15 protein-coding genes are annotated in these 17,506 nt (G+C 48.4%); 11 read left to right on the forward strand and 4 right to left on the reverse strand.

All coding sequences use genetic code 11. The features are described from left to right. From HEQ50_RS09975 to HEQ50_RS09990, 4 genes are all read left to right on the forward strand, one after another. Positions 1-807, forward strand: an 807-nt coding sequence (locus HEQ50_RS09975; RefSeq protein WP_168900375.1) for an RNA-guided endonuclease TnpB family protein, incomplete at its 5' end; no start/stop codon positions are given. Positions 808-1,003: 196 nt separating this feature from the next. Next, positions 1,004-1,834, forward strand: a complete 831-nt coding sequence (locus HEQ50_RS09980; protein ID WP_168900376.1) for an undecaprenyl-diphosphate phosphatase — start codon at positions 1,004-1,006, stop codon at positions 1,832-1,834. Between the two features lie 238 nt (positions 1,835-2,072). After that, positions 2,073-2,480: a transglycosylase gene (locus tag HEQ50_RS09985; RefSeq protein WP_168900377.1), complete on the forward strand. Its 408-nt coding sequence runs from the start codon at positions 2,073-2,075 to the stop codon at positions 2,478-2,480. Between the two features lie 124 nt (positions 2,481-2,604). Continuing rightward, on the forward strand, positions 2,605-3,144 hold the full coding sequence (locus HEQ50_RS09990; protein WP_168900378.1) for a hypothetical protein: 540 nt from the start codon (positions 2,605-2,607) through the stop codon (positions 3,142-3,144). Between the two features lie 31 nt (positions 3,145-3,175). On the opposite strand, the gene HEQ50_RS09995 is transcribed toward HEQ50_RS09990, so the two are convergent. After that, the gene (locus HEQ50_RS09995; protein ID WP_168900379.1) at positions 3,176-4,339 is read right to left on the reverse strand and encodes a DUF998 domain-containing protein; all 1,164 of its coding nucleotides are present in this window, start codon (positions 4,337-4,339) and stop codon (positions 3,176-3,178) included. Positions 4,340-4,792: 453 nt separating this feature from the next. On the opposite strand from HEQ50_RS09995, the gene HEQ50_RS10000 reads away from it, so the two are divergent. From HEQ50_RS10000 to HEQ50_RS10020, 5 genes are all read left to right on the forward strand, one after another. Next, on the forward strand, positions 4,793-6,373 hold the full coding sequence (locus tag HEQ50_RS10000; protein WP_168900380.1) for a TIGR03766 family XrtG-associated glycosyltransferase: 1,581 nt from the start codon (positions 4,793-4,795) through the stop codon (positions 6,371-6,373). 130 nt (positions 6,374-6,503) lie between these two features. Then, positions 6,504-7,868: a Firmicu-CTERM sorting domain-containing protein gene (locus tag HEQ50_RS10005; protein WP_168900381.1), complete on the forward strand. Its 1,365-nt coding sequence runs from the start codon at positions 6,504-6,506 to the stop codon at positions 7,866-7,868. Continuing rightward, entirely contained in the window at positions 7,868-8,494 is a 627-nt protein-coding gene (gene xrtG, locus HEQ50_RS10010; RefSeq protein ID WP_168900382.1) for an exosortase family protein XrtG, read from the forward strand. Before HEQ50_RS10005 ends, xrtG begins: the two co-directional genes overlap by 1 nt. Then, on the forward strand, positions 8,491-9,825 hold the full coding sequence (locus tag HEQ50_RS10015; protein ID WP_168900383.1) for a TIGR03111 family XrtG-associated glycosyltransferase: 1,335 nt from the start codon (positions 8,491-8,493) through the stop codon (positions 9,823-9,825). Before xrtG ends, HEQ50_RS10015 begins: the two co-directional genes overlap by 4 nt. A 204-nt stretch (positions 9,826-10,029) precedes the next feature. Further along, positions 10,030-11,070, forward strand: a complete 1,041-nt coding sequence (locus HEQ50_RS10020) for a zinc-binding dehydrogenase (RefSeq protein ID WP_168900384.1) — start codon at positions 10,030-10,032, stop codon at positions 11,068-11,070. Between the two features lie 151 nt (positions 11,071-11,221). Here HEQ50_RS10020 and HEQ50_RS10025 read toward each other — a convergent pair whose 3' ends face one another. Then, positions 11,222-11,794 (reverse strand): NADPH-dependent F420 reductase, encoded by a 573-nt coding sequence (locus tag HEQ50_RS10025; RefSeq protein WP_168900385.1) that lies wholly within the window; start codon positions 11,792-11,794, stop codon positions 11,222-11,224. 185 nt (positions 11,795-11,979) lie between these two features. Between HEQ50_RS10025 and HEQ50_RS10030 the strand changes: the two genes are divergently transcribed. Beyond that, entirely contained in the window at positions 11,980-12,411 is a 432-nt protein-coding gene (locus HEQ50_RS10030; protein ID WP_168900386.1) for an Rrf2 family transcriptional regulator, read from the forward strand. Between the two features lie 521 nt (positions 12,412-12,932). Here HEQ50_RS10030 and HEQ50_RS10035 read toward each other — a convergent pair. Further along, the gene (locus HEQ50_RS10035) at positions 12,933-14,063 is read right to left on the reverse strand and encodes a GGDEF domain-containing protein (RefSeq protein WP_168900387.1); all 1,131 of its coding nucleotides are present in this window, start codon (positions 14,061-14,063) and stop codon (positions 12,933-12,935) included. Between the two features lie 478 nt (positions 14,064-14,541). Between HEQ50_RS10035 and HEQ50_RS10040 the strand changes: the two genes are divergently transcribed. Continuing rightward, positions 14,542-14,742, forward strand: coding sequence for a hypothetical protein (locus HEQ50_RS10040; RefSeq protein ID WP_168900388.1), 201 nt, complete (start codon positions 14,542-14,544; stop codon positions 14,740-14,742). Between the two features lie 435 nt (positions 14,743-15,177). On the opposite strand, the gene HEQ50_RS10045 is transcribed toward HEQ50_RS10040, so the two are convergent. Beyond that, positions 15,178-17,427, reverse strand: coding sequence for a MucBP domain-containing protein (locus tag HEQ50_RS10045; RefSeq protein WP_168900389.1), 2,250 nt, complete (start codon positions 17,425-17,427; stop codon positions 15,178-15,180). Between the last annotated feature and the right edge of the window lie 79 nt (positions 17,428-17,506).

Genomic DNA, 17,506 nt, shown 5'->3' on the forward strand with positions numbered 1-17,506 from the left:
TTTAAAACCGATCGGGCTAAAATTGTTGCCGGTAAGCTTCGCCTGGACAAACCACGTGGTGTTAAAGATTGGTATGACATTAGGGTCAGTCGTCATGTTGATTTGTCCGGTACGCTAAAGGTGGTCAGTATTTACCGCGAAAATGGTCAGTATTGGGCTTCACTGCCTTTTGAAGTTGAACTCGAAAACAAGCCACAAACGGGTAAAAGTTCCGCCGTTGATGTCAACGTTGGTCATTTAAACTATACTGCCGGTGTTATCAATACTTTGCCGAAACGATTAGACAAATTGTATCAGCGAGTCAAGTATTACCAACAGCAGTTAGCTCTTAAACGCGTTGTGAATGGAAATAAGGCAACTAAAAGTAATAATTATGCTGTAATGAGAGCCAAATTGCAGCGTGACTATCGTAAGGTGGCCAATATCCAACATGACATCATGCAAAAGTTTACGACGGAGCTGGTCAATAATTACGACAAAATTGTCATCGAGGACTTATCCGTCAAGGACATGCAAATGAGTCACGTTGCTTCTAAAGGCTTACAACGGTCTATGTTTGGCTACTTTCGCCAAGCGCTCAGCTACAAATGTGACTGGTATGGCAAAAAATTGTTACTGGCAGATAAGACTTACCCTTCAACCCAGCGCTGTTCCAAATGTGGCTACATTAAGCATGGCACCGACAAAATCACGCTCCAAGGCAATGCGCAGCATCAGACCAAACACGATGAATATATTTGTTACAACTGTGGTGCCATACTTGATCGTGACGAAAACGCTGTTGCCAATCTATTGGATTTAATCTAAAAATAATTTTAAGGGGCTGGCTATAGTCCTCAAACTGTCACAGTTAGTCAATGCGATTACTCCCTAGTGGAATATCAGAATACCGGCGTTATAACGGCAGTAAGCAAAAATAATGAAAGGAAATATGCAACCTTTCTAGATGTAGAAATCCGTCATTTTTTCTACATTTCTCCATATTTCGCATAGCAGTCTTAACGTGCTCGATAGTCTAAAAGCCGCGATTCTCGGCATCATCGAAGGCATCACGGAATTCTTACCCATCAGTTCCACCGGTCACCTCTACTTAGCCGATGAATTCATCAAACTCCACGAACCCACCGCGTTTATCAACATGTTTATGGTGGTCATTCAACTGGGGGCTATTCTCGCTGTGGTCGTGCTGTATTTCAACAAGCTCAATCCTTGGGCGCCCAGTAAAGACCGCCTCGAGCGTCATCAAACGTGGACGTTGTGGTTCAAGGTCATTCTCGCCGTCCTGCCCTCGGTCATCGTCGGGCTTCCGCTAAACGATTGGATGGACGCCCACTTGACCAGTTGGCAGGTGATTGCCACAACCCTTATCGTCTACGGCATTTTGTTCATCGTGATTGAAACCTACAATCGTCGTCAGACCGCCTGCTTCAACGATCTCAACCAGCTACCCGTGCGGATGGCCCTGTTCATCGGTCTCTTTCAGATTCTTTCATTGGTTCCCGGGACCTCACGCTCTGGTGCGACCATTCTCGGCGCCATCCTGCTGGGCACCTCACGCTTTGTGGCGACCGAATTTTCCTTTTTCTTAGCGATCCCCACCATGTTTGGCGCTTCGTTACTGAAGATTCTCAAATACTTTCTCCATGGCAACCAGTTCACCGGTAGCCAGTTGGTCGTCCTCTCAACCGGGGTCGTCGTCTCCTTTGTGGTCGCGTATCTCGCCATTAAGTTCTTACTGAATTACATTCGGCACAACGACTTTAAGGCTTTTGGCTGGTATCGCATTGGATTAGGGGTCATTGTCATGACCTACTTCGCCCTCATCAACCCCTAAAGTGACCCGCTAAAAATTTCGTGACGAAGCAATCAATAGTTTTAGCTAAAACACGATCTTAATCCTATCCAAATCTCAGTTTCTGTTACGCGTTATACGTATGAAAGCGCTGGATAAAGTGGATTGCAACAATCTGCAATCAAATGTGACAGCCTTTTAACTGCACAGTAACTAAACTGCAATACTTCTCGGGTATGCTGTTAAGTATTAAGAAAACAGATTGGATAGATTAAAAGATATGTCGAAATCAAAACTTACAACTAAATTTGCTTCACTTTTACTGTTATTTGGCTTTTCCTTCGGCATGGTGACCGATGTAACCTCTAGCTTAGTCCCTGAACAAACGACTACCGCTCAGGCTTCTTCTCGTGTTTCTGCTAGTCAAGCCAAGAAGATTGCGAAGATTAACGCCGGCCTTTCTAAAAAGCAAAAAGCAGCCAAGAACTGGATTGCTAAGCGCGAATCGAGTTACAACTACACGGCACGTAACGGAAATTGTTACGGTCGTTACCAACTCCTGAAGTCTTACTTGCACGGTGACTACTCACCTGCAAACCAAGAAAAGACTGCTAACCGTTACGTCAACAACCGTTACGGTTCATGGACCAAGGCTAAGAAGTTCTGGCAAAGTCACCACTGGTACTAAACCAGCAAGACTGCTTAATGGCAGTTTCACCTACATAATATGATCATTGAATCCGGCAGTTAGACTCGTAAGTTGTGTTTAACTGCCTTTTTTCTACCCTAATTTATGAAAAGGACGAATTCGCATGAAGAAAATGCTCAGTCTTGGTCTCATCATTCTTTTATTAGCCGGGGGCCTGCTGCTGGTTCCCCGTTTGACCGCCAGTCACTCACAAGCCAGCACGCCCACCACGACAAAAGGACCGCACAAACCAGTGGCAACGCCCAAACTAAAATTGGCCGAATTCCAGCATAACCGCAAGCTCACGTACAGCGCCATTATTTATTTCGCCATTAAACACGCCAAGTTGCAGCGCTGGCAAGAGGTTTCCGACTTCAAGCTGGGATGGCAAGTCGAAAGCTATTCCCGAAACGGCCAGACTAAGTATCTGGTTTGGCCCGATCAACACATCCAAGACAGTGCCAAGAATCTCGCCCCAAATTGGTTTCGGTTGACCAATCACCACGTCTTATATGACAGCATGATCGTCCATTCCTTTCGCAAGGACCAGACTAAGACCGTCTCACTCAGTGAAATTGTCCATCAGATTAACGCCGATCACGCGGTCGCCAAAGTCCGGAATATGCCCGATAAGATGACCGTGGTGACCCACCGTACCCAATAAAAAAATCGGCACCACAGCGGCACCGATCCACTTAATCATCTAATGAAATAATACTTTCTGTCCCGACGTTAATCAACGATTCAATGCGGTCCAATAGCATCAAGAGCCACCCAAAGGCCATCACGAAAGCGACCATTTCAAACGCGGTTAAGGAGAAGTACCCAATCCCGCGGAACAGCACTTCGGCAACAACCAAGGCAACCCCGACGCCATACGACAGATACAAAAATTCCTGGGTAATCTGTGGTAGCAGCCACCGAACCCCAATGATCAAGGCCAAGACGCAATAAATCAGGAAGCTCGCGACTTGATCATGTAACATATGAGACGAGATATTGTTTGGGAAAACCCCGACCAGTCCTAGGTTAACGGCCGTAAGCGTCAGGAGGATTCGTAACACAATCAGCCGGCGTGATCGCGGATAGTATTCCTGAAGGCTCACGAATAGATAGTCGATCAAGGCAATCATCAGGAGCGCCGAAAAGATCAACGTCGCATTGAATTGCCAGCCACTGGACGCATGACTGGTCCCGAGAAAGCTCAGATTGTGTTGCCACCAGTAACGTTCATTGTTGACGGCCATCGAAATGACCACCCCACTGATAATGACCAGTGTCAAGACGGTTGACAACACACCGGCGTCCACCGCCTGGGCGAAATAAATCATCGCTAAATTGATAAATACACCGAACACAAAGATAATCATGCTGGCCGTGATCCGATCGAAGCTGGCTCCATTGAACAGCATGCCCAGCAGCCACATACTCCCCACCAGAATCAACGCCAAAATCAGCGCAAAGGAGAGGACGATGACCGGAAAATTTCGCCAGTAGATATTTTTGGTCAGGTGATTTTCGGGGTTATTGCGATCCCGAATAAAGAAGATGGCAAAGAGGAGCGTCCCCATAACCACACCGGTGACGATCAGCCCCGTTGCCAGGGAATTGTACCCGGACAACTTCAGGTGACGGATTCCCTGCCAACGACAGAAAATGTAATAGCCAATGCTCACGATAAAAGCCGCAATCACCGGCCACCACATCAGGCGGTTCTGAAAGATCCGGCGCCGCGATTCTGCGAACTCCACCACCAACCGATCCCGTTTGACCACGAGTTTAACCGGCGTATCGGCATCGAGCTTCAACTGTTCGCCGATACTCGCCGGAATTTTTAAGTTAAAATCCTTACTTTTCATGTCTTCCTCCACAGTTCTGTAACCATTCCTACTAATTATAGCAAATCCAGCGGGAAATTAACTGCATTTATCGTTTTCGCATATCGCCATTTTATCCCAACCTTGTGACCACGAAAAAAGTGCCGGCAATTGACCGACACTTGATGACTCTTAAACAATCGTGATTAAACATTAGTCAGCGGCATGCACAGCAAAGAGCAACACCGTCCGCATCCCCATCAGCGACGACCAGGCGCAAATGCCCATCTATGCGGCCTATCTGCAGGTCAACCAAGCTGTGGTAAGGCCGATTATCCGGCTGTTGCGTGAAAACTGGCCGGTAGCGTCTTAATAAAATCGGTTGTCTATTGGGATGTAGGTAGCGTAAACTAGTGGTGAGTATTAACTAATTAATCATTAACTACTGGATATAAGATCCACTATCCGGCAAAGGAAAGTAAATGAGGGGACGGTATGCGCGAAAAACTTTATAAATTCAATAGTCGAGCCATTAAGCTCTTCTTCTATTTTCTTTTTACGCTGGCCTTTATCTTTGCCTTAACCTCACCCAACCTCATTCTTGGCGACAATCATATTAATGGAATCGGAACCACCATGGTCGTGACCGTTGTCTTAATCATCGCCTTCGGACTTGGTCTTTCCCTCTATATCAGCCCTCAACTTCAACGTTTGTTCCACTACATATTTATTAAGCAACGCTGGCGCACAGCTACTTGGTGCCTAGTCATCACTTTTTGCTTACAAGGTTGCTTCATTTATTTAGTCCATCCTGGTATTGGCTTCGATGTCGGAGCTATTCATTATGCTCTAACCAATCCTACAGATCTTAATGAAGTCGGTTATTTTAGCGTTAACCCCAACAACATTAACTTGCTACTCCTTCAGCATTGGCTAGCCGTTCAATTTCACCACACTTCTTGGATTTTTTTTGACATTATTACAACAATTCTTGTAGATCTTTCTGCGTTATTAAATCTCCTTAGTATTGCCGCAATTGACAAGTCTAAAGTGCCTTTGACTATGTATATTCAGACCGTTTGGCTGTTACTGTTCCCTTCGATTTTGGTTCCCTATACTGACACATGGGTTTTACCTTGCATTTCTGCATACATTCTTTGCTATTGTGTGATCGCATTTTCAACTGCACCAAAACTGCTAAAAGGAATTATGGCGTTGCTATTTGGTGTATGTGTTATTAGCGCATACTTTGTTAAACCATCAGGAGTAATCCCGGCTATTGCGATCATCATTATTGAAGCAATCCATCTTCTTAAACCACATCATCGTCAATGGTGGTGGATAGTTTTGGTTGGACTCTTCATGATTAGTAGTACAGCTGCAAGTTATCAGTTTATGAGTAAAACGGTCAGCAACCAATCTTATATTCGTATCAATTCTTTCCGGGCAAAACCTATGATTCATTTCATCAATATGGGAATGTCGGGTGACGGTGGATTCAATGCACATGATTCATACATTATGGCTATTACGGTGAATAAAAAACAACGAATTAAGTACTCTGAAAATTCAATTAAAAGGCGTTTACATAAGATGGGCCCTTCTGGATACCTAGCCTTTCTTTATCAGAAACAAAAACACAATACTGCTGATGGGTCCTTTGGCTGGATTAAAGAGGGGAATTTTTTAAATGGAAGCCCTATTCCATCAACTAAAGGCATACGAGGCACCATCGAGGAATTCTTATACCTATATGGTAATAACCTGGGCGACTTTCGCTTTTTGGCCCAAGCCTGGTGGGTCTTTTTACTCGGCCTGATCCTCTTTGCCTGGCGAGATAATCGTAAAATCATCCAGGTCCTGCGCCTTGCCATTCTAGGCGGCTTCCTCTTCTTGCTTGCCTTTGAGGGCGGCCGAACCCGTTACCTGATCCAATTTCTCCCGGTCTTGCTTCTTTTGGCCTCACTAGGATTTGATGCGACGCGACAGGAATTTAAGCATTGGTTTGGATGGATGGGGGCCGCCTCTCGTTCCCAAAATTCTACTAAATCCACCACAGAGTCCCCTAATAACTAACCGCTAACACCCCTCACTAGTTAATTAATTAAACATCTTTACTTTACCCTTATTTTTAGACTATACTGGCTTTAGAAAGCAACTAACGACTGAATAAGGCCCATTCGCTCAAATAATCGAGGTAAATAAAATGAAATTTCGTTATCTCTTCATTTTAATAAGTACGCTGGGACTGTCCCTTTGTTTTGGGACTGTGGGACACGCCGATACGTCTGCAACCAGTGTGGACTGGGACAATGTCACTAAAACCCAAGTTGGGTATTGGACTATGAACAACGTTGCCATGACGACGGATAGTACGGGGGTCAACGTTTACGTTGATAGTGGAAACACCAATAGCCCGCTACCCCTGAACAATTACACGTTAACGTTGAATGGTCAGCCCTACCTCATCACCCTACAGGCCGACGGTGATCGCCTGACGGCCACAGCCAAAGCCGCCTTTGGCAGTTGGCCGGATTTAGGCACAGTGGGTAGTGGGACGCTCACAACTTTTGGCATGATCCAAACGCTCACCTTTCGGGTTAATTTTACCCAGCTTGGCGTGCCTGCTGCCAAGGGCGATGTCAACTTGACCAATTCTAGCCTAGGTGGTCAAACGACCTCCGCTGCTATTGTGACGAATCCAGCCACTTCCATTCTTGATGGCAGTGGTGTGACCTCCGATCCCGAGCCAATCGACCCCAACACTTCTTCCAGCACATCCACCTCTACCAGTACATCTAGTTCGACCAGTGCTACCGATTCGTCTAGTTCGGATAGCGCTGACAGCTCTGTTAGTTCTGATAAGTCAGCAGGTTCTTCCAATGTAGATAACTCATCCGAATCCTCAAATAGTCGCTCTAGCAGTGCATTAACCACCAGTGGCAACAACCAATCCGGTAATCTAGGCATTACAATTGATGGTAACTTTGACGATTGGGCCGACAAAACCACGCATGCCATGAAGATTAGCGGCGATGACGACAACATCAAGTATGCCTCTTTGTTGACCGATAATGACAACATTTACTTCTACGTTCTGATGAGTCCCAAGTTACAAGGGGGCTATACGAACTTTCAACCAGATGGTTATCAGCTCGATGTTGGCGGCAAGACCTTTTACTTAAGCTTTAACAATCATACGACCGTCAATATTGACGTTAACCAAAAACAAGCCGTTCCGCTTAATATCTATAGCAGCGATGGGACCAACAACAACCTCATTGGTCACGCGTACGTGGCTCGTCAGTATCTCGACCAGAAGATGGGTGACGGCACCACGGTTCGAGGCTCTAGCTACGTCTTTGAATGTGCCGTTCCTTTCAAGAGTTTAAATGGGATTTCTAACACCACGGGTCAAACGATTAAGCTTTCCAACCCCAATCTCTGGGATGGTAGTATTGAAGCCGCTGGCGGGAGTACCGGCCCCATCGTCTTAGCCAGCGCGGGGTTCGTTATCGCCATTTTCGGCGCGCTCAAGCTGTCTGGCTTTAAGTTCAAGAGGCGGCGTTAATGAATATTTACCTCATCATCGGCGCTCTCGTTTGGCTTTATCTTTTATCCGCATTAAATCGAGCTCACTTACCGGCCTTTCACTTTCTTGTGGGGACCGCTGGGCTCTTTTTCATTCTTATCGGTCTCAGCGATCCTTACTGGGTCTGGTTTTTCACCCATGCGGTGATTAACGGTGTCCGCTGGATTGGTGAGACCACCGGAATGTGTACGATCATGAACCATTACGGCCTCGTCAGTATCAATAATCCCACTGGCCCCCTCACCATGAGTATTGACTACGAGTGTTCCGGCATCATTGAGACCACCGCCTTCGTGAGCCTCGTGGCTTTTTTTCCCATCTTCACGCGCAAGGAGCGCGCGTTCTTCGGCCTACTCGGCGTCTTATGGATTTACCTCGCAAATGTCTTACGTTTAGGTCTCGTCATTGTCATCTGTCACTACAATGGTGGTCAGGCTTTCTTCCTCGCTCACTCTATCCTAGGACGGCTGTTATTTTACGTTCTGGTCATCATGCTCTACTACAACGTCTTCACCTATTCGCAAATCTCACGCAGCCTCTTCCTAGCCTTCCGTAATACCGTTAAACGTTGGAAAAGTGATTCTAAAAAAGGACAGACGTTATGAGTTACTGGTTGAATCTAACATTATTTAAAATGGGGTTCTGGCTCACTTGGGCGTTGATTCCCATTATTGTGGAAATTATTCCGTCCTTCATCTCCAGTATTAAGATTATGATTCGCAATCGGCATAAAAAGCCACTGGTGATGCCGGCCAAGATGCCCATGATTTCAATTATCGTGCCAGTCTACAATTCCGAAGATACGCTGTTTGCCTGTATTGAGTCGATTCATGACTCAACCTATCCGACGAAACTCGTTCAGGTCATTCTGGCGGATAATCAGAGTACCGATAATAGTTTTGAAGTCTTTACCCACGCGCAGGAAACCTTCAGCGATATGAACCTAAGCCTGATTCACACTGAACAGGGAAAGGCTGAGGCCCTGAATACCGCCCTATACAGTACTATCGGCACTTATATTATTAATATCGACAGCGATGGTACCCTGGAGAAACATGCGCTGATGAACATGGTGCTCGCATTTGAAAATGACTTTGAGATGGCCGCACTTACCGGCACGATCCTGACCAACCGTCAGTCCCTAGCCGAACACAGTACACTACTCCAACGCAACGAATACTTCGAATACGCGCAGGCCTTTTTATCCGGGCGCACGATTGAAACACAGAACAATCAACTCTTCACCATGTCAGGGGCCTTCTCCGCTTTTCGAAAAGAAGCCGTGCTCAATACCTTTCTCTACGATATTGGCACTATCGGGGAAGACACCGATATGACGTTTCAAATTCGTGATCGAATGAAACGTAAAGTTGGGCTGTGTGCGAATGCCATCTTTTACATTGAACCGATTGAAAGTTTCTCCAAGCTCTACACCCAACGTCAACGCTGGCAACGCGGCGAAGTAGAAGTGATTCACCAGTACGCCCACGATTTAAAAGTACGGGACTTTTTCCGTAACTTCATGGTGCGGCGACTCCTAATTGACCATACGTTTTTGTTTCCCCGCATGATTTGGCTTTTCGCTAGCATTGTTCTCTTGTTCTTCCGGTACTCCCCGATTATGATGGGGATGTCCTATGTGATTATCTATCTGCTCTATATCTTGGTGGAATTGCTCAACTACATTTGTATTCTCCAACTACTTGCAGACTTTCCGGAAGAACGACGCTTTTATCGCAAACAACTCTGGGTGGCCCTCACATTCCCCCTTTACAACTTCGTCTGTGCCTGGATTCGTCTGATTGGCGTGCTAAATAGCATGACCACCACGTCGAACTGGAACTCGCTCCCCCTAGGTGCGGAATTCAAGCGACTCTGGCAAGTGTTCAGGACCGATTTTAGCCGCAAGAAAGATGATTCTCATGATCCTAAATAGTCGGCTTGTTTAAAGCCCCAGTAGCCCTTGTGATCCATACCCTAGCCGTATAGGTCACAATAGCGCATAGGCATTAGACAAACCGCTAATTTTTGGTCTAAACTAGTCAGCGGGTAAGTGACGCACTCGCCCGGAAGTAAGGATGCTTTACAAACACCATGTAAACGCTTAAAATTTCAGTATTCAAGCCTAGGAGGCTAAAAGATGAAGTCTACTATTTTTATGGAACCTGGAAAAGTTGAAGTTGCAGATATTCAAAAACCACCCCTGCAAGCCAGCGATGACGTCATTATCCACGTCGTTCGGACCTGCGTTTGTGGGTCTGATCTCTGGGCCTTTCGTGGTCTAGAAGACAAGCCCGCCCACTCCGAAAACTCCGGTCACGAAGCCATCGGGATTATCGAAGAGGTCGGTCGCGACATCACCACGGTTAAGCCCGGCGACTTTGTCATCGCCCCATTCACCCACGGCTGTGGCCACTGTGCCGCTTGTCGTGCCGGGTTTGACGGCGTTTGCCAGAACCATACTGACAATTTCAGTAGTGGCGTTCAGTCTGAATACATTCGTTTCCAACACGGCGAATGGGCCTTGGTCAAAATTCCTGGCCAACCCGAAGACTACAGCGATGCCATGTTAAACTCCCTGTTGAGTCTGGCTGACGTCATGGCCACCGGCTACCATGCCGCCCGCGTCGCCAACGTGAAGACCGGGGACACCGTGGTCGTTGTCGGTGACGGTGCCGTGGGTCTGTGCGGCGTCATTGCCGCCCAAATGCGCGGTGCTAAGCGGATAATCGCGATGAGTCGCCACGCCGACCGGCAAGCCTTAGCCCGCGAATTCGGCGCAACCGATATCGTTGCCGAACGGGGCGATGACGCCGTAGCCAAGGTTAAGGAATTGACCAATGGCGCCGGTGCCGATGCCGTTCTCGAATGTGTCGGGACGGAATTGTCCAACGACACGGCCATGAAGGTGGCCCGTCCCGGTGCCATCGTTGGCCGGGTTGGTCTGCCACACGAACCAAAGATGGACATGACCACCTCCTTCTACACCAACACGATCATCGCCGGTGGTCCCGCTTCCGTCACGACTTACGACAAGCAGGTCCTACTCAAGGCCGTGTTAGATGGTGACATTCACCCTGGCAAGGTCTTCAACCAACAATTCACGTTGGACAACATTGAAGATGCCTACCAAGCCATGACGGACCGGAAAGCCATCAAGTCTCTGGTTGTTATCGACTAGATTTAATTAACTGTATATGAAAAGGGCTAAGCGCCGAAGTCATGGCGCTTAGCCCTTTTTAGTCACAAAAAAGTCCTGAACGGCAACCACCGTCCAAGACCCTTCCCCCATGATCGGAAACAGCGCCCCATCACGTTACCATTTATCTTCCTTACTTTTCGACCGCAAAGCCACCGGTCCAACCAATCTTTTCGTTGGCGGCCAAGGTCATTTGCAAGAAACCAAAGCTTTCCAATTCACGCGCACGCTTCAGAGACCCAGCGTCTACAAAGGCCACGCCACTATCCGTCAAGGCAGCGGCTAAAGCCTGCTTAGCGTCAGTATCGTCACTAGCGGCCATAACCGTCGTCTGTTGATCGCCGACCTGACGGCTCTTCAACGTTGCCGCAAAGGTCGTGTTGAAGGCCTTCACAACCTTGGAATCAGGTAAGGCAGCGGCGATTTGTGCAGCGGCCGAACTGTCGGCGGGCACAACCAATTCATCCCAAGTATCAAAGTTCAGTGGGTTGGTGATATCCACAACCACTTTACCCGCTAATGCGGCTTGGTTGACCTTGGCAATGCTTAAAGCGGCGTTGTAAGGCACAGCCAGAACCACGATGTCACCCAGGTTTTCAACAGGATCCTTGGAATCAATAAAGCTAACTTGATTGCCACCTTGCGTGAACACGTCACCGATTGCTTGACCCATGTTTCCTTTACCAAAAATCGTAATTGCTGCCATAGTGCAGACCCCCTGATTAATTTTGTATTAGTTTTAAGTACAGTTTCAATCATAAGGGTAATCCCGATAAATGTCAATCCATTTGTTTTGGGAACTTTAACTTTACTTTCAAGAGATTTTGAATGACTTTTCCTTAAAACTGTTATAAAATAAAATACAGAATATAAAAAGGAGGTGGTGCCCAGATGGCAAACACCCAATTTAGTGATACGATTCATGTCCTCGTCTACATCGCCTACTTTAAGGGCAAAAAAATCACGAGTCAGGAAATGGCCAGCAGTCTCGAGACGTCGCCTAGCCTGATTCGTAAAATCATGGCCAATCTGAAGCGTCATCACCTGCTTGCGCCGACTCACGGGCCAACCCAACTGGCCCTGGCATTCGATCCGGCAGAGATTACGCTGCGCGACGTCTACGCCACCCTTCCTGGTCAGGCACCGCTACTGAAGGTCGATGACCACACCTCGCAGAAATGTCCCATCGGCCAGACCATGCCGAAGGTTTTGGATCACTACTACAGCGAGATTCAAGCCGCGGCCGAAGCCAAAATGGCCAAGATTACCTTGCAGGACATCTTAAATGATGTGACCCTGATGCAACGACTTACCACAGAATAGAAGACCAGTCTCAAATGAGAATGGGCCAAGCGAGATTAGCTGACTTCAGTCTACTAACCGCCGCTTGGCCCATTTTATGTCGCCTACTTGGCTAAAACGCTGATTAATCCCGTCACCAATAAAATTCCCAGTTGGATTACCGCCATCTCACTCACCTTTTCTCTCAAACGCCCAACTATGGCGTCTTCGTAAAGTTTAACTTAACCTTTGCTCTGATTTCTATCATCCTGCTTACTTGGTGAAGTCGCTAAAACATCCCAGAGCTTGCCCAGCTCTTAAAAAATGGCTGATTCCATCGGCAGAATCAGCCATCTCCAAACAGTCACCTACTACAGGTAAGGGGTCATGCAAGTTCATCACTGATTAGCCGAGCAACGTCGGGAAGTTGTCGCTTTGGCTAACCATGGCTTTATTATGCCCCATAATGATTCCCACTAATAGTAGTGTAAAATAAAACATTTCTGAGAATTTGTCAGAAATGTTTTTCACGTAGAAGTCGTTTCTACAAGTTTATAAATTATTTAGGCCACCGTAATCCGCATCCGACCGTGGCGCTTGGAATAATAAAGATTGCGGTCGACCCGGTTGTAAAAGTCCATGGGCGCCTTATCATCCGTGGTAATCGCGGACACGCCGACCGAAATGGACAACTGAATCACGTCATCCCCGGCGTGAATCTCCAGATGATTGATGGCCGTGAAGATCTGATCCACAATCGGCTTTGTCGCGGCGACATCATAACCCGGGAAGAGCAGATTGAATTCCTCGCCACCCGTCCGATAGAACGAGACCTGATCATCGTTGGCAGAAATCACCGTCTGCACGGTTGCGGCAACCTCTTTGAGCACCGTATCGCCGACCGAATGACCATAGGTATCATTAATGGTTTTAAAATGATCGATATCAAACATCATCATGGACAATGCCCGGCCATCCCGGCTACTCTGCTGGAACAACCGCTCGATATTTTCGGTATAGGCGGCAAAATTCCCGGTCTTCGTCAGGGCATCGTGACTAGCAAATTTCGCCAATTGGAGCCGTAACTCCGCGTCGTGGGTGAGCATGGACACGTAAATGTAGAGCAGCGTTTCAAAGATCATCAGGTACAACCATTCTTCGCCCAGCGTGAGCCACGAGAAGTTAAATTTTAATTTCATCCAGAACCACAGGAGACCGCCAAACGGAATCACCGTTAAGCAATACCAGATGAAGGGGCGTCGGACGTTGGGGAACCGCGTATGCGCCGTATTTAAGATGACGAAGAATACCATCAACGTCACGGCGTGCGCCCACGATTGCCAGTACCCGAGCGACCCGTCAAAGACCATATAGACGAGAACAATCGGGAACAATAGCGTATACGGAATGCGAATATCCAGAAAATACGCGCAGAACGTAATGGCGATCAATTCAAAATTCATAAATTCCCAGGCATTACTCTGCCCCGCAATCAACGACTGAATACCGAAAACAAACAGAACCATGTAAGCTAAACCATACCACGTGTTAATGACATCGTCCGCAATTTTAATCTGGTGCGTGTGCGTCCAAGAAATAATCCAATTATAGGAGACCCAGTAGAGCGTGAGGACGCCCAAAACAAAGAATACGCTGGTTGTAAATGGCGGCACCTGCCAATGAGACCATGTCATGAATAAACCCTCTTCTTTAAATACATAACTGCCGACTATTTTTCAATTACGCTAACCGCACACAGGGTGCGCCAAGGGGCCCGCTTAGGATCAACGGGCCCAGCTCAATTTTTCATTACTCTAGTTATCCTTGTGGGCCACTGAACTGTGCCCAACATTAACCAGCATAAAAACATGATAATCCCATTAGTGATTAAATAGAATAACCAAATCATCGAAAGTGCTGAATTATGTAAACATTTTTAACACAACACTTACTTTCTCTATTAACTATTATTTACATCATACGTCAATCTCTAATCGGCGTACGGATTGTCTTTCTGAGAAACTATCAGTTTACCTTCAGATACTCCCCCGTGAAATCCGGCTCCAGTGCGTGTATTCTCTACAGTGTGGTCAGACGGTAACGGTTCGTCGGCCACCCTAACCACTAACCGAGTTTTTAAAAATAGCACGACAAGTTTAGGAGGTCTCACTCATGAAAACAAAACAGACACTTAACGCGACATCAACTGACCTTAACCAACTCATTCACCAAGTCACCACACAACACCACCCCATCACGGTCCACTCAACCAGCGATGGCGACGTCGTCCTCATTAGTCAGGCGGATTTAGCGACTGCCCCAGCGGTGATTCGCGCTTCCATCGGCCGCGACGTTCCCTTTTTGACGGCCTAACGCACGATGCACCGCGTACTGCAATGGCGTATCCTAAAGAAACAGGATTGACCCGGCATCGCTGCCACGCCAATCCTGTTTTTATCGTGCTTGGTGCCAGTCGACAACGACCACCCTCACTCGACCATTGCCAACTAGCAAAGCCAACTTCTGAGGAGAAACAGTCGGCCTAGACGGGAGACGATCAACCATTGCGGAATGCCGAAGCGGTATGGCCTGACGGTTCACGTGCATGACTAGGGGCACACGTGGCTGGCCTTTACCCTTCATACATAAAGCACACGGAATAAGAGTAACTGAAGGGAAGCCGCTCACCTTTTATCCTTCCCGTTTGACAATGACTTAACGCCTGACGATGGCCGTTGTCGACTAGCATCAAACACGTCTTCTATTCTACGAACCGAACAGACTGATCGACGCCACCTGTCCAGTACTCTAGTGTCGACGCCAGAACCCGTAACCCAGATACCCCAAGACTGCCAGTAGACCAACACCCACGTCTCGTAGCCACGTCGTCGTGTGCTCATTCGTCTGTGGCAACTGCTGGGTTGGCTGTGTCCAAGTGTAACGACTGTATGGTAAGGACACGGTGGCCCCACGCGGTTGCTCACGGGTAGCCGTTGACGGGGAACGTCGCGTCAACGGCGTAGTTGGCTCTCCGGTGTCAGAGGTTGTCGGCGTCTGGGGCCGATCGACGTGCACCGATGATGCTGGTTTATCTGGTTCATTGGGTTCATTCGGATCGCCCGGTTCGTCGGGACCGATTGGTTGCTCGGGAGAGACGGGATCAACCGGTTTCTGCGGATCAACGGGTTTCTCTGGTTCGACTGGCTTTTCTGGATCAGCCGTTGGGGCATAAACCACGGTAAATGCCAGATCAGCCGCATCGTTAAAGACCTTTTGGGGCGTTACCCGAACCAAATCGTTATCCGCCGCACTATTGGCAATCACCCGATAGCCCGCGACGACTGGGTGATCAACGGCTGTAAATTCCGCTTCCACCCCAGCCGTCCATGAGACTCCAGCCTGATTAACCGGTACCCCATCGTCAGCCAACTGTGGTTTGGCTTGAACGCCCTGGGCGTAAAAGATTCGCTTGTCTCCCGATGTGGGATCCGTGACGGTCACAAAGGTTACCGCATGGTTACAAGATGTTGGGGCGACTGATTTACCCTGCTCATCAACGTAGCGAATCGTCTCGTGGACCACCCGCTGACTGACTTGGTAGGCCGGCGCGTACACGTAAACCACCGTGCCGTTGTCTCCACTTCGACTGAGCACACCATTTGGCTTTAGGCTCATCTGACCACTCACATCACCGGTATCATCCATTTTGACAAACCGATAGCCCGGAATCTCCAGTTGCTCAGTCGTGTAATTTCCCCCGACGACCGCACCATCGGGATAACCCACGACGGCACTGTCGATCCGATGACCATTTAGATCAACGTAGGCCACATTAACCGTGGCCGCTTGCTGATAATCAAAGCTAGTGAGCTTAAACTGCTGCAAGTTCTTTGCGCCCCCGGTTGACGCACTCACGATCATTGCCAGAGCCTCGTCCGTTGCGGGAACCACGCGCTGCCACGTCAAGGTGGATTGGGCGTTCTGCTGATACGTGATCGTTAGGACGCGCGTATCCCCGTCGTAGGTCACGTCAAACTTATGGAATTGCCCATCGAGAGCGCTGGCCGCCAGATCCTGAACGGACGCCTTATCCGTCTCGGCCCACCAACGATCGACGAAGTCTTGGTTCGCCATCTGAACATCTTTCAGCGTGGTGGTCACAAAGCCCCCGAACCGTTTGCCCGCAGGATCGGCGGCCCAGCCGAAACCATTAGAATCCGTCGACGCAATCTGGGCGCCAGGCAGGTTGGTCTCCGGCATCGCCGCATCATTGTGCCAGGTGTCCAGTTTGAACCCCAGCGCCGCAATCAATCCACCGACACCTAAGTTACCACCCGCATTGCCCACATCGGTGACATTGCCATTGTGAAAGGCAAAACCAATCCCATCGGCACCGTTTGGATCACTTCCCAAGTTAACTTCTCCCCGCAATGAAAAACTATTCTGCATGGCGATCTTACTTTTCAGCGAGAAATTCCCGACCTGATTATGCGCATCCGGTGTCAGTGTCACAATCCCGGTCTGTGCATCATAGGTTGCGGCGCCGTTTAGGCCAAAATAATCCAGAAAGTTTTGCGGTGTCACGTGACTCCCGTTTTCCGTCGACTCACGCGCCGACGTTCGTACTGGGGTAGTTTGCGTGAGTCGTTTGACTGCCCGCACTACATTTCGCCGGACAGTGACCGCGGGTTGTCGCGATGTTGTCCCAATCACCGGTGTCGAAGCGCGCGCCTTGATCCGGCTAGCCGAGTCTTTTGAAACCGCTACGGATGAGGCCGTTGCTGGCCGGTCCGCCGCAGGTGTCGTTTGCTTAGACGCCTTGATCACCTCGGTGTCGCTTGAACTTGATGACGGTGCCGGCGTTTGCTGAGGCCCTTCCGAACTGACTTCAGCGTTACTTTCAGACGGAAGCCCTTCTTTAGCAGATATAGTCGTCTCCGGTGTCACGGTCGTCTCTGTTAGCTGGTCCGCATGACCACTAACTGCGTTTAAACTCAGCCCTAACAAAACCGTTCCCGAAAACAAACCAATTTGCCGATAAATGTGTTGCCGCTGCATGACTGCGTCCCCCCAATAAAACTTGCTAACCCACATACACTGTGTTGAATGGTACTGAGTATACCGGGTTCCCCGGGGA

This window comes from Lactobacillus sp. HBUAS51381 (assembly GCF_012641095.1).
In the GTDB taxonomy this organism is placed as follows: Bacteria; Bacillota; Bacilli; order Lactobacillales; family Lactobacillaceae; genus Levilactobacillus.